Origin of the sequence: Streptomyces sp. NPDC059909 (assembly GCF_042730885.1) — a bacterium.
Lineage (GTDB): Bacteria > Actinomycetota > Actinomycetes > Streptomycetales > Streptomycetaceae > Streptomyces.
Genome location: NZ_JBHWKX010000101.1, coordinates 1 through 19,740 on the forward strand (window position 1 = coordinate 1; position 19,740 = coordinate 19,740).

A 19,740-nucleotide genomic window follows, 5' to 3' on the forward strand; every position below is an offset into this window, starting at 1 on the left:
ACACGGTGGCCGCCGGCGGCAGCCCACTGTGCGAGCCGGGCAACCTGACGTTCAAGATCAGACTTCTGATCGTGCGACGACACGCGGGCATAGAGACCCACACCGCCCGTCACGGCCGGTAAGGAATTCGCCTCAACGTTGACCAGAATCGTGCGCGGTCCGACCCGCTCGGCCGGGACCGGCAACGTCCCCTCACGGAACCAGCGATAGGCGGTATGCGGGTGCACACCGTTCACCTTCGCCCACTCCTTGAGGTTCATGCAGTGACCATAACAGCCACTCAGAGGCTATAAGACTCACTAGAGTTGACTCAAGCCCGAGCAGTTCGTAACCTTCGAGCCAATCGACGATCGGCTGGGCCTCGTGCTCGGCGTGCAGCTCGTAGCCGCCTCCTGGCAACACGATCACATGCACAGACATCTCATCGTCCTCTTTCATTGACCGGGCGAACCGCTCGGGCACACGGGCCGAGCGAGCCTATCCACGGCTCACATGAAGCCGTCACAGTGACACGGTCGCACCCTGAGGCAGCGGTGGCGGGGGACCTCAGTTGGCAGTACGACGCAGACCGATCCGGTCACCGGCCGGACGACACAGGGTGGCACCGGCAACGGCAATCTGAAGGTGCAGTACAAGACCGGTGGCACCAACGCCACGGACAACGTGATCCGGATGAGTCTCCAGCTGGTCAACACCGGCGCCGGGGCACAGAGCCTGTCCGGGGTGGAGGTCCGTTACTGGTTCGCCGACAGTGCAAGTTCGTACGCCACTGGTGCGACTGGGCGCAGCTGGGCTGTTCCACCCTCATCCACTCGGTGGTCGTCAACGGCTCGGCGACCGGCGCCGATCACTGTCTGAAGGTGAACCTCTCCGGGGTTCGCTCGCCGCTGGGGCTTCCACCGGGGAGATCCAGCTCCGCGTCCACCGTTCCGACTGGTCGAACTTCAACGAGGCGGACGACTACAGCCGCGGCACGAACGCGGCCTTCGTGGACGCACCCAGGATCGGCGTCCATGTGAACGGCGCCATGGCCTGGTGCACCCAGCCCTGATTTCCGCTGCCCGGCCGTCTGTTCACCCGGGGCGGAGTGCTCCCCCGTTGAACTCGGGCCGCACCGGGGTGACCGGTGCTGCCCCGAACCGTCACGCGGCTTCTGTGACGAGCACCAGGGGAACACCGTCGCACGGATACAGGCGCAACCCGTCGTGGACGGTGGAGTGCTGGGGGCCGGCCGGCAGGGTGGCGAACGCGGCGCTCTTGGTGAGCGAACCGGCGAGGTGGTGCGGGTCGGTGGACGCAGCGACGCGGCCCCGTGCATTGACCAGCCGAGCGGGAATCGTCAGCCGCTGGAGCAGGGGCAGTACGGCGGCTTCGAAGTTCCGCAGGTACACGTCGGCAGCGGCCACGCCCACGAACCGGCCTTCGACGGTCACCGGCGCGGAGAGGGTCAGGCTGTACTCGTCGGAACAGAGGTAGTCCACATAGGGTCCCGCGACCGCTCGCCGCCCGGTGTCCCTCGGCAGGGTGAACCAGTCCCAGTGGGTGTAGTCCGAGTACGCGGAGTGCTGCGGATCAAGGTCGGGCACCAGCGGACGGACGTGGCCGTTCCCGTCGGTCTGCCACCACTCCAGCCAGGCCGACACATCGGCGAGCAACCCGGGTACGGCGACGAACCCGATCCCCGAGACCAGTTCGTACCGGCCGAGCCGCTCGTGCAGACCGGGCCGCATCGGGGCGAGGTCGGCGGAGACGGGCCGGCGCCCCTCGGCCGACACCGAGCCGAGGAGCGCCTGGGTGTCGGCGCACGTCCGGGACACGGCGTCGAAGACACCTTCGAGGGCGTCACGGATTCCGGCAGCCACGTCGGCGACCGTTTCGTCAGGAGCGGCTGCCGCCGCGCTCACGAGTCGGGGACTGCTGGCCATGGGAGCCCTCCTCGGGACGGAGACCGCGCGCGCCGCCGGCGGAGCGGAGTCGGAGTCCGATCAGGCGTGTCAAGGAGGCCTGCACACCTTGTTCCGCCAGGGCTCTGGCACGCTCGCCCGCACCATCTTGCACGGCGGAGATCACAGCGCGGTGACGATCGGTCACCTCCATGAGATATCCATCATCGTCAAGGATGAGGCACATCAGGGTCCCCACCTCGGTCTGGATGGCGACCTCCTCGCGGGTCAACCGGGCGGACTGGGCGGCAGCGGCCAGTTCCACGTGGAAGCGCGAGCAGATCCGGCTGCGGGCCGACGGCTCCGCGGCGTCGGTCAGCTCGTCCAGGGTCCTGCGCAGTGGCTGCAGGTCGTCCGGCTCGGTGCGCTGGGCGGCGAGCCGGGCGGCGGCTCCCGAGACCGCGGCCCAGTGGTCGGCGAGATCGCGGAGTTCCTCGGTGCTCCAGTCGGCCAGCCGGGCCCGCAGCCGCTCCTCCGTCGGCCCGTCGGGCAGGGTGACGAAGGTGCCGCCGCCGCGGCCTCTGCGCGTGGTGACGAGACCTTGCTGGCGCAGGGCCATCAGCGCCTCGCGCAAGGTCACGGTGGAGACACCGAGCTGCGCGGCGAGGTCGGTCTCGCCCGGCAGTTGTTCGCCGTCGGCCAGCAGCCCGAGCTCGATGGCATCAGCCAGGCGACGCACGACGGCGTCCACGCGGGCCCGGGTGTCGACAGGCGTGAAAACGGCTCTGCGGACGTCGGCTTTGTCTCGGTTCACGACCACCACCCTGCGGATTGACTCAGCCTTTACCTTAGAGGGGTCTTGAGCTTTGAACTATGACTTCATATGTTTTCGCTCGCACCCGGCAGCGCCGGACGCCGACACGGGCAACGCCGGGCAACTGCGCCGGTCGACAGCGCCGAGACACACGCCATCCGACGACCGCAGCAGAAAGGTCCCCCGCTCATGGAGGGAATGACGATCCGGCTCCGGAACCTGCGCAAGGCATACGGCCGGACAGAGGCGGTGGCCGGCGTCGACCTGGACATCGCGGACGGCGAGTTCTTCTCGATGCTCGGCCCCTCCGGCTCGGGAAAGACCACGGTGCTCCGGATGATCGCCGGGTTCGAGCCGCCCACCGCCGGCACCATCGAGCTCGCCGGATCCGACGTCACCCGCCTCGCCCCGTTCGAGCGGGATGTGCACACCGTCTTCCAGGACTACGCGCTCTTCCCGCACATGACGCTGGAGCAGAACGTCGCCTACAGCCTGAAGATCCGCAAGGTGCCGAAGGCCGCGCGTCTGGAGCAGGCCCGTGACGCGCTGGCGCGCGTACAGCTGGAAGGTCTCGGCGACCGCCGCCCGTCGCAGCTCTCCGGCGGCCAGCGCCAGCGCGTGGCGCTGGCCCGCGCCCTGGTCGGCCGCCCGAAGGTGCTGCTGCTCGACGAGCCGCTCGGCGCCCTGGACCTCAAGCTGCGCGAGCAGATGCAGGTCGAACTCAAGGCGATCCAGCGCGAGGTCGGCATCACCTTCGTCTTCGTCACGCACGACCAGGAGGAGGCGCTGACGATGAGCGACCGGATCGCCGTCTTCAACAAGGGCCGCGTCGAACAGGTCGGCACCCCGGCCGAGATCTACGAGCGGCCCGCCACGCCATTCGTCGCCGGCTTCGTCGGCACGTCGAACCTGCTGACCGGCCGGGCCGCCGAGCAGGTGGTCGGCACGGCCGGCACGTACAGCATCCGTCCGGAGAAGATCCGCGTGCTCAAGGAGCCGGCGGCGGTCGGCACGCCGGACCACTCCACCGCTGTCGGCACCGTCGCGGAGGCCGTCTACCTGGGGGACGCGACCCGCTTCCTGGTGGATCTCGACGCCGGGGGGCGCCTCACCGCGCTCCAGCAGAACCTGGAGACCTCGTCCGATGACGTCGCCGCCTACCGCGGCTCCCGCGTCGGACTCCAGTGGCACAACCGCCACAACTTCCTGGTGCCCGAGGCGAAGCAGACGACCTGAGCGAAGGGCGCGAGGCACGTGCGGTCGGCGTGACGCACATGCAAGGGCCGCGCTCCCCCGTTCCGCCCCACCACCTCCCCGTTCCCGCTCCCCGCCGGCTCCTCTTCCCGCTCACTCCCGCCACCGCTCCCTCCCGCTGCCCAGTTCCTCCCACCCCGTCCCCTTCCTCACCCGTGGAGATCCCCGTGCGCCTGAACCGATCGCTGATGGCCGCCACCGCCGCCGGCTCCCTGCTCCTCATATCCGCCTGCGGCTCCTCCGACAGCCCGAAGGGTGCGCCCGGCGGCAGCGGTTTCACCCCGCCGAAGCTCAGCGCCCAGAAGACGCTCGGCACGTCCGAAGGCCAGGTGAACCTGATCGCATGGGCCGGCTACGCCGAGGACGGCTCCAACGACCCGAAGATCGACTGGGTCACCGAGTTCGAGAAGCAGAGCGGCTGCCAGGTCAACACCAAGACCGCGGGCACCTCGGACGAGATGGTCAGCCTGATGAAGACGGGTCAGTACGACGCGGTCTCCGCCTCCGGTGACGCGGGACTGCGGCTGATCGCGTCCGGCGACGCCGTGCCCGTCAACACCGGCCTCGTGCCCAACTACAAGGACGTGTTCCCCGGTCTCAAGAACAAGCAGTGGAACACCGTCAACGGCGTCTCGTACGGCATCCCGCACGGCCGCGGAGCCAACGTGCTGATGTACAACAAGGAGAAGGTCACCCCGGCCCCGACGTCGTGGTCCGTGGTGTTCGACGAGGCCTCGCCGTACAAGGGCAAGGTCACGGCGTACGACTCCCCGATCTACATCGCCGACGCCGCGCTGTATCTCATGAAGACCAAGCCCGAGCTCGGCATCAAGAACCCGTACGCACTGGACCAGAAGCAGTTCGACGCCTCCGTCGCGCTGCTCAAGGAGCAGAACGTCAACGTCGGCGAGTACTGGAGCGACTACCTCAAGGAGATCTCCGCGTTCAAGAGCGGCGACTCGGTGGTCGGCACCAGCTGGCAGGTGATCGTCAACGCCGCCCAGGCAGAGAAGGCCCCTGTCGACGCGGTGCTGCCGAAGGAAGGTGCCACCGGCTGGTCGGACACCTGGATGATCTCCGCCAAGGCCAAGAACCCCAACTGCGCCTACAAGTGGCTGGACTGGATCATCTCCCCGAAGGCGAACGCCCAGGTCGCCGAGTACTTCGGTGAGGCTCCGTCCAACTCCCGGGCCTGCGCCCTGACCGCGGACAAGAACCACTGCACCACCTTCCACGCGGAGGACGAGGCGTACTGGAAGAACGTCCACTTCTGGACGACCCCCATCGACCAGTGCATCGACGGCCGTACGGACACCAAGTGCGTGCCCTACGCCAAGTGGGTCCAGGCCTGGACCGAGATCAAGGGCTGAGCACACACATGACGCAGACCGCGCCGGCCGCCGGATTCGTCCGGCGGCTCGCCGGGACTCTGCACCGCCGTTCCCGGCTGCAGCTGTCCCTGCTCCTCTCCGCGCCTCTGGCCTGGCTCGTCCTGGCCTACCTCGGTTCGCTGGCCGTGCTCTTCATGTCCGCGTTCTGGACCACCGACTCCTTCACCTCCAACGTGGTGAGGATCTGGTCCGCCGACAACTTCACCGCCCTGTTCACCACCGACGTCTACCGGCAGGTCGCCCTGCGCAGTGTCGGCGTCGCTCTCGCGGTCACCGCGATCTGCGTGGTGATCGCCTTCCCGATCGCCTTCTACACGGCCCGGATCGCCCGGCCGAAGTGGCGGCCGCTGCTGGTCGTCGCGATCCTCACCCCGCTGTGGGCGAGCTACCTCGTCAAGGCCTACGCCTGGCGGCTCATTCTCGCCGAGGACGGACTCCTCGACTGGGCGCTGAAGCCGCTCGGGCTCGACGGCCCCGGCTACGGACTGGCCGCCACCATCATGGTGCTGACCTACCTCTGGCTGCCGTACATGATCCTGCCGATCCACGCCGGACTCGAGCAGCTTCCCGCGAACCTGCTGGACGCCTCGGCGGACCTCGGCGCCCGGGCCGGACGGACCCTGAAGTCCGTGGTCCTGCCGATGATCCTGCCGTCCGTGGCGGCCGGTTCGGTCTTCACCTTCTCGCTCAGTCTCGGCGACTACATCGCCGTCCAGATCGTCGGCGGGAAGACCCAGCTCATCGGCAATCTCATCTACTCCAACATCACGCTGGACCTGCCGCTGGCCGCCGCGCTGGGCACCGTTCCCGTGGTGATCATCGTCCTGTACCTGCTGGCGGTGCGGCGCACCGGAGCGCTGAGCAGTCTGTGAAAGCGCCCGTGGAAGCCCCTGTGGAAGCGCCCGTGAAAGCGAAGGCCCCCCGATGAACCTCTCCCGCCCCGCGCGCATCACCCTGCGCATCGCCGCCGGGCTCGGCTTCGCGGTCATCTACGTCCCGCTGCTGCTGGTCCTGGTCAACTCCCTCAACCCCGACCGCAGTTCGGGCTGGCCGCCACCCGGGCTCACCTTCGACTGGTGGACGGCCGCCTGGCAGAGCGCCGGGGCCCGCGAAGCCCTGTGGACCTCGGTCAAGGCGGGCCTCGGTGCCACCGCCATCGCGCTGGTCCTCGGCACGCTCATCGCCTTCGCCGTGCAGCGCTACCGGTTCTTCGGCCGCGAGGCGATCTCCTTCGTGGTCGTGCTGCCGATCGCGCTGCCCGGCATCATCACCGGTGTCGCACTCAACACCGCGTTCCGTACGGTGCTCGAACCGCTGGGTGTCGGCCTCGGCATGTTCACGGTGGTCGTCGGGCACGCCACCTTCTGCATCGTGGTGGTCTTCAACAATGTGGCCGCCCGGCTGCGCCGGATGTCCGGCTCGTACGAGGAAGCCGCCATGGACCTGGGCGCCCACACCTTCCGCGCCTTCTGGGACGTCACCTTCCCGATGGTGCGCTCCGCACTGGTCGCGGGCGCGCTGCTGGCCTTCGCGCTGTCCTTCGACGAGATCGTGGTCACCACGTTCACCGCGGGCCCCGGGGTACAGACGCTCCCGGTGTGGATCTTCTCCAACATGGCCCGCCCCCAGCAGGCTCCGGTGGTCAATGTCGTCGCCGCCGTGCTCGTCCTGCTGTCGGTGATCCCGATCTACCTCGCCCAGCGCCTGTCGAGCGACACGGCCTCGGGCAGCAGGATCTGAGATTCCCGAACTGCGCGGCGGTCAGCTGCCCCACCAGCGGCCGGCCGCCCACGCCAGCGCATAGCCCGCGCTGTTGAGGGCGCAGTGCAGCGCCATCGGGGGAATCAGGCTCCCCGACCGGCGGCGCAGCTCGCAGAACCCCACACCGGCAAGCGCGGTGCCCACGACCGCCGCGGTCACCGACAGCGCGACCGCGGTCCCGCCGGTGCCGAAGACCGCCTCCATCGCCGCGTTCGAGCGTGTGAGCCCGCGGGACGGCTGAATGTGCCACAGCCCGAAGAGCGCCGAGGAGACGCCGGTGGCCCAGGCGGCGCCCCATCGGCGCCGCATCATCCCCCACAGGACACCCCGGAACGCGATCTCCTCCAACAACACGGTCCCGAACGGCACCCGCGCCAGCACGCGGTACACCAGCTGTCCCGCGGTCAGCTCGGCTGCACGCTCGTCCTGGAACGCCTCACGGGTGTACGGCAGGGCCAGCGCCAGCAGGTAGACCACGATCACGGCGCCGGCCAGGACGAGCCCCCACCGCAGACCTCGCCGGGCGGAGGAACCGCCGAGCCCCAGCTCGTCCCAGGTGAGCCCCGCCAGCCGGGCGATCCCCACGAGCGCGCCCGCCGCGGCCGCGCAGACGGGCACGTACAGCTCGGGCCCGAGCCGGTTGACGAGCACGTTCGTGGCGGCGAGCACCGCGACGGCGAGGAGGAGCATCCCCATGGTCACAGGAGCATGTCCGATCCCGGCGACGGGCTGCGCGCAACGCGCCGCCCGGCCCGGGTACGAAGGCTGAGCGGCACCGCCGGGCCCGGAGCACTGCCCCGGACTCCACCCGGGACCCGGACCCCGAGCCGCGGAGGCTCGACGCGGTGGCCTGCAGGAACGACTCAGGCTCGGAGCTCGAACGCAGCGCGGCGGTAGGCAGGCCATTAGCCGCTGATTGGCCCTCGTTCCGGAACGGCGCGCCAGGGAGACTGCAGATCCGATGCCGTACTTGAAGGAGTTGTGATGCAGGTAGCCGTGGTCACCTTCGACGGGTTCAACGAACTCGACAGCTTCATCGCGTCCGCGCTGATCAACCGGTGCCGTAAGGACGGCTTGGAGGCCTTCATTACGACGCCGACACCGGTGGTCACGTCGATGAACGGCGTCGAGGTGACCGGGCAGCGCCCGATGGAGTTCGTGACCGAAGCCGACGTCGTACTGATCGGTAGCGGGGTGAAGACCCGCGACGTGGTCGCCGACGACCGGCTGCTCTCCATGTTGCCCCTCGACCCTTCGCGACAGCTGATCGGTTCGCAGTGCTCCGGCGCGCTGGTGCTGGCGCGCCTCGGGCTGCTGGGTGGCATGCCGGCTTGCACGGACATGAAGAGCCGGCCCTTTGTCGAAGCCTGCGACGTCACCGTGCTGGACGCGCCGTTCCACGCCGAGGGGAACATCGCTACGGCGGGCGGTTGCCTGGCGTCCCAGTATCTCGCCACGTGGGTGATCACCCGAATGCTCGGGGAGGACGCCGCGCGCGACGTGATCGGCTACGTGGCTCCGGTCGGCGAAAACCAGGACACTGTCGAGCGCGCCCTGCGTGCCGTCCACGCGGGCGAGGTTGCACTGCGCTGACGCCCCGCGATCAGCCTTTGGTGCCGCCTGCAGTTTGGCGACGACTCCGTCTTCAGACGGGCGTCACCATCCGTGCCTCGGCGATCAGCGTGTCGAGGAGTGAGAGCAGGGCTCCGCGCACGTCGTCACGGGAGCGGGCGTCGAGCATGAGGATGGGTGTGTCCGGGTCACGGAGGTGCAGTGCCGCCCTGATCTCCTCGGCGCTGTACGGCTGTTCGCCGTGGAAGCAGTTCGCGCCGACCACGAACGGGAGCCCGCGGTTCTCGAAGAAGTCGACGGCCGGGAAACTGCGGTCGAGGCGCCGGGTGTCGACCAGCACCATCGCCCCGAGAGCCCCGTTCAGCAGGTCGTCCCACATGAACCAGAAGCGCTCCTGGCCCGGCGTGCCGAACAGATAGAGGACGACACCGGCGTCCGCGAGCGTGATACGGCCGAAATCCATCGCCACGGTGGTCAGGGCCTTGGATTCGATCCCCTCGAGGTCGTCGACGCCGACGCCCGCGGCCGTCAGCAGCTCCTCCGTACGCAGCGGCTCGATCTCGGAGATCGTCTCGACCAGCGTCGTCTTGCCGACGCCGAATCCCCCGGCGATCAGGATCTTGACGGGGGCCGCTTCCTGGGCAGAGGTGTCATATCCGGGCAAGGTTGTCCCTGATTCTCATGAGCACGTGGACATTGGTGGTCTCGGCCTCTTCCAGGGGCGACCTGTGCTGGATCAGCCCGCGGTCCTCCAGTTCGCCGAGAAGAAGGATCATGGGAGTGAGGCGCATGTGCATCCGGGCCGCGACCTCGGCGACTGCCCGGCCGTTCGGCGGCGTACACATGGAGAGGATGGCCTGCCACTCGCTGGGCAGGCCGTCGCGGGCAGCCGAAGAGACCGCCGACATGACCGTGGTGTCCATGGTCAGCGCAGTGTGCGCAGCGGTCGTACGCCCATCGGTCAGGGCGTACAACCGCGTCCGGCGGCGGCCTCCTTGGTGCGGCGCGTCAGCCATTTCGACTGGGCGCCTCGGTGCGCTCAGGTGTGCCCAGCCATTCGCCGAGCGCCTGTGCGGTCCGTACGGCCTCGCCGCCCAGTTCCCCGAGCCGTGCCTTGCGGGAGGTCACGACGATGAGGGTGCTCCCCTCCCCGCATCCGACGATGCAGAGATACCTGTCGTCCATCTCGACCAGCTGGCGGATCACCCGGCCGCCGTCGATCTCCCGGGATATGGCCTTCATCGTGGCCGCGATTCCGGAGGACGCCGCTGCGATGCGCTCCCCCTCGGGCCGGTCCAGCAGGTAGGCGCTGAGCATGATCCCGTCGTTGGACAGCAGCACGGCTCCCTTGATGCCGGCGATCCTGCTCAGGTTGTTGTCCAGGACGCTGTAGATCATGTCGTTGGATGTCGTCGTCATGGCTGATCCCGTCGGAGCTCGTCTTCCACCATCTGGGTCCCTTGTTCGTAGTCCGCCCAGGCGTCGGCCACCTCTTCAGGAGTTGCCTCGTCCTGCACGGCCGCTGCTGCCGGTGCGCGTCGTGGCGCACGGAGCTGCTCGGCCATGTGGGTCTGCGGAACCCGTTCGGGGAGGGTCGGACGCGTGTCGGCGTCCCTTGCGGCGGCGCGAACAGGCTGCGCGGTCTCCTGCGGCCGCTCGTGCGTCGGGCGGATCGGCAACCCGGACCCCTTGTGCAGGACCAGCTCGGGCTTGCCGTCGCCGGGGCCGCCCGGCTCAGGGGCGGACTGCGCGCGGGCGGGCTCCACGGGAGCGGGCTGCACGGGAGCGGGCTGCACGGGAGCGGGCTGCACGGGAGCGGGCTCGTGTGCCGGTTTGACCCCCGCGCGCACCGGTTTCGGTTCGCTCTCGGTCGGCACCAGCAACTCCTTGGGAAGGATCACCACGGCCGACGTCCCTCCGAACACCGACCTGCGCAGCGTGACCGTGGCCCCGAGCTGGTCGGCGAGGTGGCCGACCACGAAGAGTCCCAGCCGATGGGCGTTCTCCGCCAGGACGGCGTACGGCGGCGCCGAGTGCAGGCGTCCGTTCATCTCCTCGTAGGTGGCGGGAGTCACCCTCGGGCCACGGTCCTCGATCTCGATCGACAGCCCGTCAGCCAGCAGCTCGGCCCGGATGACGACCTTCGACCTCGGCGGGGAGAACCGGGTCGCATTGTCCAGCAGCTCGGCCAGGAGGTGGCTGATCTGACTGATCACGGGAGCTTCCACACTGATCTCGTCCAGCGCCTGCCGCTCGATCCGCCGGAAGTCCTCGACCTCCGCGGCTGCTTCGCGCAGCAGGTCGGCGATGCGCATGGGCTCGGTGTGGGGGTCGGTAATCTCGCCGCCCGCCAGGATGAGCAGGTTCTCGATCTGCCGCCGCATACCGACCGTCAGCTGGTCGGCGCGCATCAGCTGGGCCAGGAGTGCTTCGTCGTGGCCGAAGGTGTCCTGGAGCTCCTCGGTGAGGCTCAGCTGCCGGCTGACCAGGTTTCCGGTGCGTGAGGCGATGCCCGCGGCGAACATGCCGAAGCCATGACGCTCGGCCGCGAGCTGCCTCTGGCCGTCGACGGACACGGCGACAACACGGGCGAACGCGTCGCTGACACGTCCCACTTCGTCCTGTTCTCCGCGGACTGTGGGCAGTGCGTCGACGTCGACGGGCCAGCCGCGCTGCAGCCGGTCGACGACCTCCGGCAGCGTTTCCTCTGCGATGGTCACCGTGCGCTCGTGCAGTCGGCGCAGGCGGCGCAGCACCGAGCGCGTGGTGAACACGACGATGACCGCGACGACCAGCAGTGCGCCGGCGCTTCCCGTGATCAGCCAGGCGACCTCTGCCTCGAGCTCCACAGCGCGGGCGTCGGCGCGTGCGAGCAGTCCCCGGGACCGGTCGGCATTCAGACTGCTCAGCTGCGGACCCCACTGCGCCTGCGCGGCCCGCCAGTCGTCGACCTCCCGGGGCAGCTTCACACCGTCGTCGCCGGCCCAGTGCTCGGACAGGACCGCGTTCTCGATGCGGCCCTTGGTCTGCCACGCTGCCGAGCCGACCATCTGCGCGTACAGGTCGTTCTGCTCTTCCGGCAGATACGGCACGATCCAGATGTCGTACAGGTACCGCTGGGCTCCGACGGCGTTGACGAAGTCGGAGAACCGGGAGGTGGTCAGCTCCCTGGACGGCCCGGCCTGAGCGAGGATCATGTCCTCCTGGGCCACCATCTCGGACGCCGAGAACATGGCGACGACCACGCGGCTCTCCTGGGTCAGCCCGCCGTCCTCCGTCTGGCTCAGCTCGTCCTGGTAGTAGCGGATCATCTGGCTGATCAGGCCGGTGTAGTACGCGAGCGTGCTGTTGGCGTTTCCGGTGCCGCCATCCGTGCGCTCGCGGTAGGCGTCCAGGTCGTCGAGGCCCTCCGTGACCTCCAGCAGGCGGCGGTCCGCCTCCTCGGACACCGTGCTCACGGTGTCCGCCGCGTGGCGGGCCGCGGCCGCGGCCCGGTCCGTGGCGGCGCGCTGTTTCAGCATGGCGGCATCGGACACCGACGAGCCCGCCCAGCGCGTGGCAGCCATCGTGCGCTCCGCCTGCATCTCCACCATGAGCCTGTACAGGGGTACACCGATCCGCTCACCCGACTCCACGTCGGCGCGCAGAAGCTCGGCCTGCTCCAGCAATCGGTTCGCGGTCACGGTGGATTGGGCGCCCATCGCCACGACGGGGACCACCGCCAGCCAGATGAGCAGCGTGCGCAGGCGCACGGTGCGCAGCCGACGAGTCCTCGACAGGCCTCGCGACCCTGTGGGTTCCATGGGAGACATCAGTCCTCGGGAGCGGAGCAGCCTGGACAGACCACCGACCGGTCGGGGCGCAGCTCCTGGGGAGGGGCTGGGGGAACGCTCGTTCCGGATTCGGTGGAACCTGAGAGATGCCGATCATAACCAGCCACAGAAAGAAAATGAGAGGTTGTGCTGGTGATCAGCTACGTGCTAAGGGCCGCAAGATGTGTGGCACATCAGAGCGCCTGCCGGAACCCAACTGGTAAGCATTCGGCCGGAATCCGGCAGAGCGCACGTTCTGCGCAGATCAGGCGCCTCGAGCTCGTCAAGGCCGGCCCCGCCTCGGGAGCGAGCGGCACAGGGATACGGGCGGTGGCCACTTCGGCGAAGGGGCGGCCGCGCCGGCCCGTTCGGATCGGTGACCTCATCCCAGCCAGCGGCCGTCCTTCATGAGATCGCGCCCGGCGATCTCATTGACCTCGCGCCAGGCCTGGATCCAGACGGGCGTGATACGGAAGTACGGGTAGGGCGGCCGGATCTCACGCGGGTCGAAGCCGGTCCTGGCGGCAAACGCGTCACCTTCCCCAGGACCGAGATCCCCGACCTCCACCGTGGTGGAGGTGCCTTCCACGAGCACGACGTCCCGTGTGGCCCCGAAGGCCAGTCGGGCCCGCCCGTTGGCGTGCAGGTTGCGGGCGGTGGGGTTGCCACGTGCGGTGGAGAGGAGGAACGTCTCGCCGTCCCAGAGGAACGACAGCGGCACGAGACACGGCACGCCCGTCCCGTCCGCCGTCGAGACCCAGACATCCACATCGGTCTCGAACCGTGCGAGCGTATCCTTGCGGCGTTGATCGAAGGTGCGCGGTGCGTCGAGTGTCACGTGTCTGCTCCCATCGGACTCGGGGCCGAGCGAACGCCCCTGGGCGAAGTCTCCCGTGACCGGCAGTCGGCCGATCGGGCGCATCTGACCGATTCTTCCCGATGATTCGCGGCTGCGGCGGAAGTCTGGATTTCGAGCACACGCGCGAGGAGGCGGACCGATGACCAACCTGCACGACATCCTCGACAAGCATGTCAGCAGCGGATCGCTGCCGGGAGCGGTGGGCCTGGTGTCCCACCGCGACCGGATCGAGGTCCAGGCCGTCGGCTCGGTCGACACGGACGGCAGCTCGCCGATGGCCAGGGGTTCGATCTTCCGCATCGCCTCGGTCACCAAGCCGATCACCGCCGCAGCGGTCATGATGCTGATCGAGGACGGCCGGATCGCGCTGGACGATCCGGTCGGGCAGTGGCTGCCGGAGCTGGCGTCACCGAGCGTCGTCCGCACGCCGACGAGTCCCATCGATGACGTGGTCCCGGCGGCGCGCCCGATCACCGTGGGCGATCTGCTCACCTCCCGCGCCGGATACGGTTTTCCCTCCGACTTCTCGCTCCCGGCCGTCGCGCCACTGTTCGGCGAGCTGAAGCAGGGGCCTCCGCAGCCTCAACTCGTGCCGCCGCCCGACGAGTGGATGGCACGGCTCTCCCGCATCCCGCTGCTGCACCAGCCGGGCGACGCCTGGCTGTACAACACCACATCCGACATCCAGGGCGTGCTGATCGCCAGGGTCTCCGGCCGTCCCCTGCCCGAGTTCCTCACGGAACGGATCTTCGAGCCGCTCGGCATGGCCGACACGGCATTCGCCGTTCCGGCCGACAATCTCGACCGGTTCACCAGCTACTACCGGACCGATCCGGCAGGAGGCCTCGAACTGGTCGACGCCCCCGACGGCCAGTGGAGCAAGCCGCCCGCCTTCCCGTCCGGCGCCGGCGGCCTGGTCTCCACCGTCGACGACTGCTTCGCCTTCTACGGGATGCTGCTCGCCGAGGGGACGGCGGCCGGCCGCCGTCTGCTCACCCCCGAATCGGTACGGCAGATGACGACCGACCACTTGACCCCACCCCAGCGCAAGGCGAGCGGCCTGTTCCTGGAGGGCATGGGCTGGGGCTTCGGCGGCTCGGTCGACGTCGACCCCATCGAGCCCTGGAACGTCCCCGGCCGCTACGGCTGGGTCGGCGGCACCGGCACGGCCGCGTACCTCACCCCTTCGACGGGCGCGCTCACGATCGTGTTCAGCCAACTGGAGATGGCGGGCCCGAGCTTCCCGGCGCTGATGCGGGACTTCTGGGGGTACGCGGCGGGCGCTTGAGGAGCGGAGCAACAGCTCATGGCAGCGTGAGCTGGCTGACGTCGGCTTCTACTACGTGATGCGGGGGACGCCGGGGTGCGCCGGATGGACGGACCGCGATGGTGGACGGCCGAGCGCGCGTGCGCGGGCCATCACGTCTTCCGGAGATCCGGCTCCAGGGAGATCGCAACAAGCCGGTCGCTGACGAGCCCGGACTCTTCCCCGTCCGCCTCGGCGGCCCGGTACGCGCGGATCGCCGGGTCCGACAACGTGAGGGTCACCACCGGGCAGTCGTCGGCGTCGTTGGTGTCCTTCGGCGTGCAGTCGATCACGTCACGCATCGTGCGGCCCGGACAGATGGCCGCGGCGGGCACAACCACGTCGAGGCGCAAATCCTTGCCGGGAGCGATCCGGAAGCGGCCGGACGGGGGGACATCAAGGGGCTTGCCCTGATAGCTGCCGTCGACGACAGTCGCACTGAGCCCGCGCGCGCTGACCCGGCGGCCTTCCCCGTGGGGTCCGTACAGGTCAATGGTGACCCGGCCCTTGGCCACCGGCGCGTCGAGGAGCAGCGGCCGTTCGCCGGCCCGGACCGCCATGTGAACGGTGAAGGTAGGACCGCCCTTCACCTTCGACCCGGGGTCGTACACACCCCAACCGGTCAGCACCATCTGCGGGACGTCACCCCGCTCTCCCTCTCCTCGCGGCAGCGGTCGAGGCCCGTCGTCCACCCCGCACGTCGACAGTTGGGCCGTGCCCCCGCCAGGGATCGGGACATCCGTCAACCGCTCACCAGGGGCGGGCCGCTCCCCCACGGAACGCCCTGGCCACGCCGCCGACGGATTCATGAGCAGCACGACGAGCACCAGGAGCGTCACGACGGGGACGGCAAGCAGCAGCCAGGAACGCAGGGAAATGCGGGTCACAGTTCTCCCAGCGCACCGGACCGCAAGATCGTCACACCGTACGCGACGCCTCGGTCGCCCCCGCGAAGGCAGGCGCCGGCCCGACCGGTCCTCAGTCCTGCCCCGCCGCCCACCCCACCAACTCCTCGCGCGCACCACGCAGCAGGTCTTCGGAAGGAACGGTCGTCGCCCCGTTCGTCACCAGTGCATAGTGCAGGCCACCACCGGTGCCCGACGCGGTGAGCAGGAGGCGGCGGCTGCCCGTTCCGCCCGGTTCGGGGGCCACGGCGATCGGGGTGCTGCCGGCGTAGGGCGGAGGTGCGTGCACCGTGCCCAGGTCGGAGACGACCGTCGTGTTCGACGGCGTGAAGGAGGCCGGGAGGTGCAGTTCCGTGGGGGCCGATGCGCCGTCCGAGCGCCACAGCAGGAGGCCGTACTGACCGGTGCCGACGAGTTCGCGGACGCGTGGCAAGGACGACGGCACCGGGTTCCAGGTGAGGATGGTGGAGCCGTCGCGGGAGCGGTCCTCGTAGGTGAAGGCGACGACGCGTCCGGCCGTGGCGCCGGGGTAGAGGCGGTCCAGCAGGCGGGCGTCCTGGCGGAGGACCGGGGTGCCCGTGTCGTCGAGGCGGACCGCCGAGAGGTCCTCGTCGTTCCAGGCGTCGCCGGCAGTGAGGACCTTGTCGGGGTTGCCGTTCATGAGTTCGTGGTGGCGGCCGTTGTAGATATCCCACTGCCATTGCGTGCCGGAAAGGACGGGGCCCGAGTCCTGCGGGCGGGACCACCACGTCGCGCCGGGAAGCCGTGAGTCGAGTGCCTGGTACATCGCCTTCATGACCGTGGGGGCCTTGTCGGAGACCGTGCCGCTGAGCGGGTGGCCGAACTCGCTGACGACGGCAGCGGTCTCCGCGCCTGCGGCGCGGTCTCGGACGGTGCCGAAGTCGCCCGCGTACTGGCCGTCCTTCGCCTTGCCCCACATGAAGACGCCGGAGATCGCCTTCTGGTCGTAGAAGTGGGTGTTGAAGACGTAGCGCGGGCCGAGCCGACCCGCGTCGAGCAGGCCGCCCTCCTGACGCTGGAAGTCGAGATTGGCGTTCCAGAAGAGGTTCGGCTCGACGAACGCCGGCTTGTCGCGCCATCCTGCGGCGTCCATTCGGGCGCGGAACTTCTCGTAGAAGGGCCAGAGGATGTCGCGCTCCCAAGCACGGCTGGTCTGACCGAAGTCGTACGTGCCGGCGTGCGGCTCGTTGTACGGGTCGAAGCCGACGACGCCTGCGAACTCGGCCGCGGTGAGGTGCTCGGCGACGTACGCCATGGTGGTCTGTGCCGTCGCAAGGAACGCGTCCTGGATGCCGCCCTTGTTGTGCCAGAAGTCATGGGAGGCCCTGGTCACGGCCTGGTTCTGGGTGATGTTCTGCCCCCAGAACAGGCAGATCCCGCAGAATTCCCGCGGGTAACCGCCCGCATCGACCACCCACTTGGGGGCTCCGTCGCCTGTGTACCAGCTGTCCTCATGGAACACGTGCCGGGAGAACAGATCCTGGTGGAAGTCCGGGTAGACCCGGATGCCGGCCCGGAGAAAGGCCTGCATCTGCGCGGTGGCGGCGGCCAGATAAGCGTGGTCGACCTGGCCGCGTACGGGTTCGACGTGTGCCCACGACAGCAGGAAGCGCACGGCGTTCCCGCCGCCGAGTGCGCGCAGGGCCGTTGCGGATTTCTCGGCGTCGGCGATGGAGGCGAAGGGGAGTCCGTCGTTCTCCTCGAGCTTGGTCTCGCCGGAGACGTTGTATCCGCGGAGGACGAACTCGCGGCCGAGCCCGTCGACGAAGCGGCCGTCCTGGACCGTGAAGGAGGCGCCCGCCTGCTCGTCGAACCAGAGGGTGCCGGGGAGGGGTGAGGCAGCGGACGTTGTGCCGCTCGGACAGAGGACTGCGGCCACGAGGACCAGAAGAACGGTCAGCCGTACGCCCGCTTTATCCATGCCTCTACACCTACTGACGGTCAGTCAGATTGTCAACGCGACTTCGTATGGAGCAAGTTGGAGAGTGTGTCGGTGATGCAGGTCCCCTACTACTGAGCCCTGCCGTGCGTCACACTTGGAGACTGTTCGACAGCATCTCCTGCCCGCGGTCCGGGGGCACGGAGGCCACAGGGGGAGAGAGCCGCCGTGACAGACGAACCGTCCGACGAAGACATCCTCGAAGCAATCGGCCTGCACCTCGGCCGCCCGGGTGAGGCGGAACGCATGCGGCTCGCGGGCGTCGCCCGCATCACTCGGCTCCCCGTACTCGAGTGCCGCATCACCCGGTCCGTGGAGTCCCGCACGGAGAGCAAGGAGAGCAAGCCCGGGGTGTTCGATGTGTCCGGTCGGCCCGTCTACGACGTTCTGGACGAGTATCCGCTCGCCCCGCCCTCGGATCCGAGCGTGCCCAAAACTGTCGAGCTCGTGAAGCGCGGGTCGGTGCGTGAGGAGTCCTGCCCCTGCGGCAACGGCAAAGTCCCGTGCGCGAACTGCTCAGGCCGGGGGCGGCTCGCGTGTGAACCCACCATGGTGTGCTCCGTCTGCCGCGCCATCACGCCATGCACCAAGTGCGGCGGCAACGGCGGAGCGCGCAGCACCCCCGTGAAGTCCTCCAAACCGGGAGGCAGTCGTAAACCGACTCGGCCCGGAGAGCGCGTCATGTGCGAAAGGTGTGGCGCGCCCGATACGGCGTGCCCCCGGTGCCACGGCAGCGGACGCACCACGTGTACCGACTGCGATGGGAAAGAGTTCGTTTCCTGCAAGCCCTGCAGGGGTGCGGGAACGGAGGCCCACGACCGATGCGCCGGCAAGGGCAGCCTCACCACCTGGCAGGCAGGACTCATCAGGCGGGTCGTCCGGCGGGAGGATGTGAACTCGCCGGGACCACGTCCGCTGATCTTTCTTCGGCCAAAGCTGGAGAGCAGAGGGGATTGGCGAAAGGCCACGCTCACCATCCAGGACAGTCTGCCGAAGAACCTCGCCCCCTCCCACCGCGCCGCAATCGAGCCCCGTCTCACGCGACAGAAGGGGGAAGTGGCCCGACGGGTGGACATCCGCCATCTGCCGCTGGCCAAAGTGGAGCTCACGGACGACCACAATCGGGTCTTCTACGTCATCCCCGGGCGGTCGAACCTCGAGGTCGTCCCCCTCCCGTCCCGCCGACGCATGTCACGCATCGCGGCGCTCACCGCGGCATGTCTGACTGCGATGGTCGTCGTGATGCTGCTGGTCCGCTAGGTCGTGTCTTCACCGTCGTAATGGAAGCGATACGGGTGCCCCGCGGCCCGGGACGGCCCGCGTGGGGCCTGCCCATGTCCTGGGCGACAAGGGTTACAGTTCCAAGGCCATCCGCACCTGGCTGCGATGGCGCGGCATCGGCCACACCATCCCCGAGCGCGCTGACCAGGTCCGCAACCGGCTCGGGCGCGGCGGTCACGGCGGGCGCCCGGCGCGGTCCAGCGGCTCGTGTACGAGCCACCCGGCACAAACACGTCACACCGCATGCACTACCCCAGGGCAAAGCAGCACCGTCGCGGGCTACCGGACTCGAACCGGCTCAGACCGACAAAGGGTCACAATCTCGAAGATTGAAGCGGATTTCCCATCACGCCTTTGCCCGCGACGGCTGACCACAGCCGGGACCGACAACCATCACGCCCTACAGGGCGAACGTTGCCTAATTCCTTGTTAACGGTGCAACGAGGAGCTGTGAGGCTTGCGGTGCTGTTCGAATGCTTGACCGTGACGTCTAATACTCCAGCTGTAGATCGTGATCTTCATCTCTGGGATGCGGCTTGTCGCCGGTAATGGCTGGTGCGGGACCGGGCTTGATGGCGGCGCCGCCAGTCGGACCAGCTGAGCCGGTGGGATGCATCGTGGACCGGCCGGACGACGAGCGTGATGAACAGGCGCTGGATCTCGTTGCAGGACAGCGGGACCAGGTCGGCCGGTCCGGGACGGCGGGTGTGTTTGTCGGCACGGACGACGGCGAGGAAGGCGTGGGCGAGCATGGCGAGGGTGACCCAGCGGGTCCAGGAGGGTAGCGGCGGACCTGGTGCTGTGCTCTGCGATGGGCTCTCCGGCCCGATACCGGATCACGCCCTGGCCTGCGTTCCGCGTAATTCAGCGTCCTAGAGTCACTAATCTGGGGTCTGACCTGCGCGGACATGGGTGAGGGCGCCTGAGAGGCGTTTCTCTAGG

Annotated in this window: 19 protein-coding genes and 1 pseudogene; 8 read left to right on the top strand and 12 right to left on the bottom strand. The window is 68.8% G+C overall.

What is annotated here, in order from left to right:
* A partial coding sequence (locus ACFV9O_RS35950) for a recombinase family protein (RefSeq protein WP_385425981.1) occupies nucleotides 1-260 on the bottom strand: 260 nt, incomplete at its 3' end.
* Between the two features lie 364 nt (nucleotides 261-624).
* Between ACFV9O_RS35950 and ACFV9O_RS35955 the strand changes: the two genes are divergently transcribed.
* Nucleotides 625-858, top strand: a complete 234-nt coding sequence (locus ACFV9O_RS35955) for a cellulose binding domain-containing protein (RefSeq protein WP_385425984.1) — start codon at nucleotides 625-627, stop codon at nucleotides 856-858.
* A 284-nt stretch (nucleotides 859-1,142) separates the two neighbouring features.
* Here ACFV9O_RS35955 and ACFV9O_RS35960 read toward each other — a convergent pair whose 3' ends face one another.
* Together ACFV9O_RS35960 and ACFV9O_RS35965 are read right to left on the bottom strand one after the other, a co-directional pair.
* The gene (locus tag ACFV9O_RS35960; protein WP_385425987.1) at nucleotides 1,143-1,925 is read right to left on the bottom strand and encodes a hypothetical protein; all 783 of its coding nucleotides are present in this window, start codon (nucleotides 1,923-1,925) and stop codon (nucleotides 1,143-1,145) included.
* A complete protein-coding gene (locus tag ACFV9O_RS35965; protein ID WP_385425989.1) occupies nucleotides 1,879-2,697 on the bottom strand; it encodes a FadR/GntR family transcriptional regulator in 819 nt (272 codons plus the stop codon). The genes ACFV9O_RS35960 and ACFV9O_RS35965 overlap by 47 nt, the downstream gene beginning before the upstream one ends.
* A gap of 189 nt (nucleotides 2,698-2,886) precedes the next feature.
* Here ACFV9O_RS35965 and ACFV9O_RS35970 point away from each other — a divergent pair, with 189 nt between their 5' ends.
* From ACFV9O_RS35970 to ACFV9O_RS35985, 4 genes are all read left to right on the top strand, one after another.
* Complete coding sequence (locus tag ACFV9O_RS35970; RefSeq protein ID WP_385425992.1) at nucleotides 2,887-3,933, top strand: ABC transporter ATP-binding protein; 1,047 nt, start codon at nucleotides 2,887-2,889, stop codon at nucleotides 3,931-3,933.
* Between the two features lie 185 nt (nucleotides 3,934-4,118).
* Complete coding sequence (locus tag ACFV9O_RS35975; RefSeq protein WP_385425994.1) at nucleotides 4,119-5,321, top strand: ABC transporter substrate-binding protein; 1,203 nt, start codon at nucleotides 4,119-4,121, stop codon at nucleotides 5,319-5,321.
* Between the two features lie 8 nt (nucleotides 5,322-5,329).
* Nucleotides 5,330-6,214 (top strand): ABC transporter permease, encoded by an 885-nt coding sequence (locus tag ACFV9O_RS35980; protein ID WP_385425996.1) that lies wholly within the window; start codon nucleotides 5,330-5,332, stop codon nucleotides 6,212-6,214.
* A gap of 52 nt (nucleotides 6,215-6,266) precedes the next feature.
* Nucleotides 6,267-7,082 carry an ABC transporter permease gene (locus ACFV9O_RS35985; RefSeq protein WP_385425999.1) on the top strand — a complete coding sequence of 272 codons (816 nt, stop codon included), beginning with the start codon at nucleotides 6,267-6,269 and terminating at the stop codon, nucleotides 7,080-7,082.
* 21 nt (nucleotides 7,083-7,103) lie between these two features.
* On the opposite strand, the gene ACFV9O_RS35990 is transcribed toward ACFV9O_RS35985, so the two are convergent.
* Nucleotides 7,104-7,799: a CPBP family intramembrane glutamic endopeptidase gene (locus ACFV9O_RS35990; RefSeq protein ID WP_385426002.1), complete on the bottom strand. Its 696-nt coding sequence runs from the start codon at nucleotides 7,797-7,799 to the stop codon at nucleotides 7,104-7,106.
* 288 nt (nucleotides 7,800-8,087) lie between these two features.
* Between ACFV9O_RS35990 and ACFV9O_RS35995 the strand changes: the two genes are divergently transcribed.
* On the top strand, nucleotides 8,088-8,696 hold the full coding sequence (locus ACFV9O_RS35995; protein WP_385426005.1) for a DJ-1/PfpI family protein: 609 nt from the start codon (nucleotides 8,088-8,090) through the stop codon (nucleotides 8,694-8,696).
* 52 nt (nucleotides 8,697-8,748) lie between these two features.
* On the opposite strand, the gene ACFV9O_RS36000 is transcribed toward ACFV9O_RS35995, so the two are convergent.
* The 5 genes from ACFV9O_RS36000 to ACFV9O_RS36020 all read right to left on the bottom strand — a co-directional run bounded on the left by ACFV9O_RS36000 (nucleotide 8,749) and on the right by ACFV9O_RS36020 (nucleotide 13,325).
* Nucleotides 8,749-9,339 carry an ATP/GTP-binding protein gene (locus ACFV9O_RS36000; RefSeq protein ID WP_385426008.1) on the bottom strand — a complete coding sequence of 197 codons (591 nt, stop codon included), beginning with the start codon at nucleotides 9,337-9,339 and terminating at the stop codon, nucleotides 8,749-8,751.
* Complete coding sequence (locus ACFV9O_RS36005; RefSeq protein WP_385426011.1) at nucleotides 9,326-9,691, bottom strand: DUF742 domain-containing protein; 366 nt, start codon at nucleotides 9,689-9,691, stop codon at nucleotides 9,326-9,328. Before ACFV9O_RS36005 ends, ACFV9O_RS36000 begins: the two co-directional genes overlap by 14 nt.
* Nucleotides 9,684-10,094 (bottom strand): roadblock/LC7 domain-containing protein, encoded by a 411-nt coding sequence (locus ACFV9O_RS36010; RefSeq protein WP_385426015.1) that lies wholly within the window; start codon nucleotides 10,092-10,094, stop codon nucleotides 9,684-9,686. Before ACFV9O_RS36010 ends, ACFV9O_RS36005 begins: the two co-directional genes overlap by 8 nt.
* Nucleotides 10,091-12,478, bottom strand: a complete 2,388-nt coding sequence (locus ACFV9O_RS36015; protein WP_385426018.1) for a nitrate- and nitrite sensing domain-containing protein — start codon at nucleotides 12,476-12,478, stop codon at nucleotides 10,091-10,093. The genes ACFV9O_RS36010 and ACFV9O_RS36015 overlap by 4 nt, the downstream gene beginning before the upstream one ends.
* Before the next feature lie 391 nt (nucleotides 12,479-12,869).
* On the bottom strand, nucleotides 12,870-13,325 hold the full coding sequence (locus tag ACFV9O_RS36020; RefSeq protein WP_385426021.1) for a pyridoxamine 5'-phosphate oxidase family protein: 456 nt from the start codon (nucleotides 13,323-13,325) through the stop codon (nucleotides 12,870-12,872).
* A gap of 160 nt (nucleotides 13,326-13,485) precedes the next feature.
* Here ACFV9O_RS36020 and ACFV9O_RS36025 point away from each other — a divergent pair, with 160 nt between their 5' ends.
* Nucleotides 13,486-14,634 carry a serine hydrolase domain-containing protein gene (locus ACFV9O_RS36025; protein ID WP_385426024.1) on the top strand — a complete coding sequence of 383 codons (1,149 nt, stop codon included), beginning with the start codon at nucleotides 13,486-13,488 and terminating at the stop codon, nucleotides 14,632-14,634.
* Between the two features lie 131 nt (nucleotides 14,635-14,765).
* Here ACFV9O_RS36025 and ACFV9O_RS36030 read toward each other — a convergent pair whose 3' ends face one another.
* Both ACFV9O_RS36030 and ACFV9O_RS36035 read right to left on the bottom strand, forming a co-directional pair.
* Nucleotides 14,766-15,539: a hypothetical protein gene (locus tag ACFV9O_RS36030; protein ID WP_385426026.1), complete on the bottom strand. Its 774-nt coding sequence runs from the start codon at nucleotides 15,537-15,539 to the stop codon at nucleotides 14,766-14,768.
* Nucleotides 15,540-15,630: 91 nt separating this feature from the next.
* Entirely contained in the window at nucleotides 15,631-17,499 is a 1,869-nt protein-coding gene (locus tag ACFV9O_RS36035) for a cellulase family glycosylhydrolase (protein ID WP_385426028.1), read from the bottom strand.
* Nucleotides 17,500-18,573: 1,074 nt separating this feature from the next.
* Between ACFV9O_RS36035 and ACFV9O_RS36040 the strand changes: the two genes are divergently transcribed.
* Entirely contained in the window at nucleotides 18,574-18,777 is a 204-nt protein-coding gene (locus tag ACFV9O_RS36040; protein ID WP_385426031.1) for a hypothetical protein, read from the top strand.
* A gap of 539 nt (nucleotides 18,778-19,316) precedes the next feature.
* Here ACFV9O_RS36040 and ACFV9O_RS36045 read toward each other — a convergent pair.
* Nucleotides 19,317-19,600 (bottom strand): annotated as a pseudogene (locus tag ACFV9O_RS36045) (IS701 family transposase); the annotation flags it as partial.
* Nucleotides 19,601-19,740: the final 140 nt, after the last annotated feature.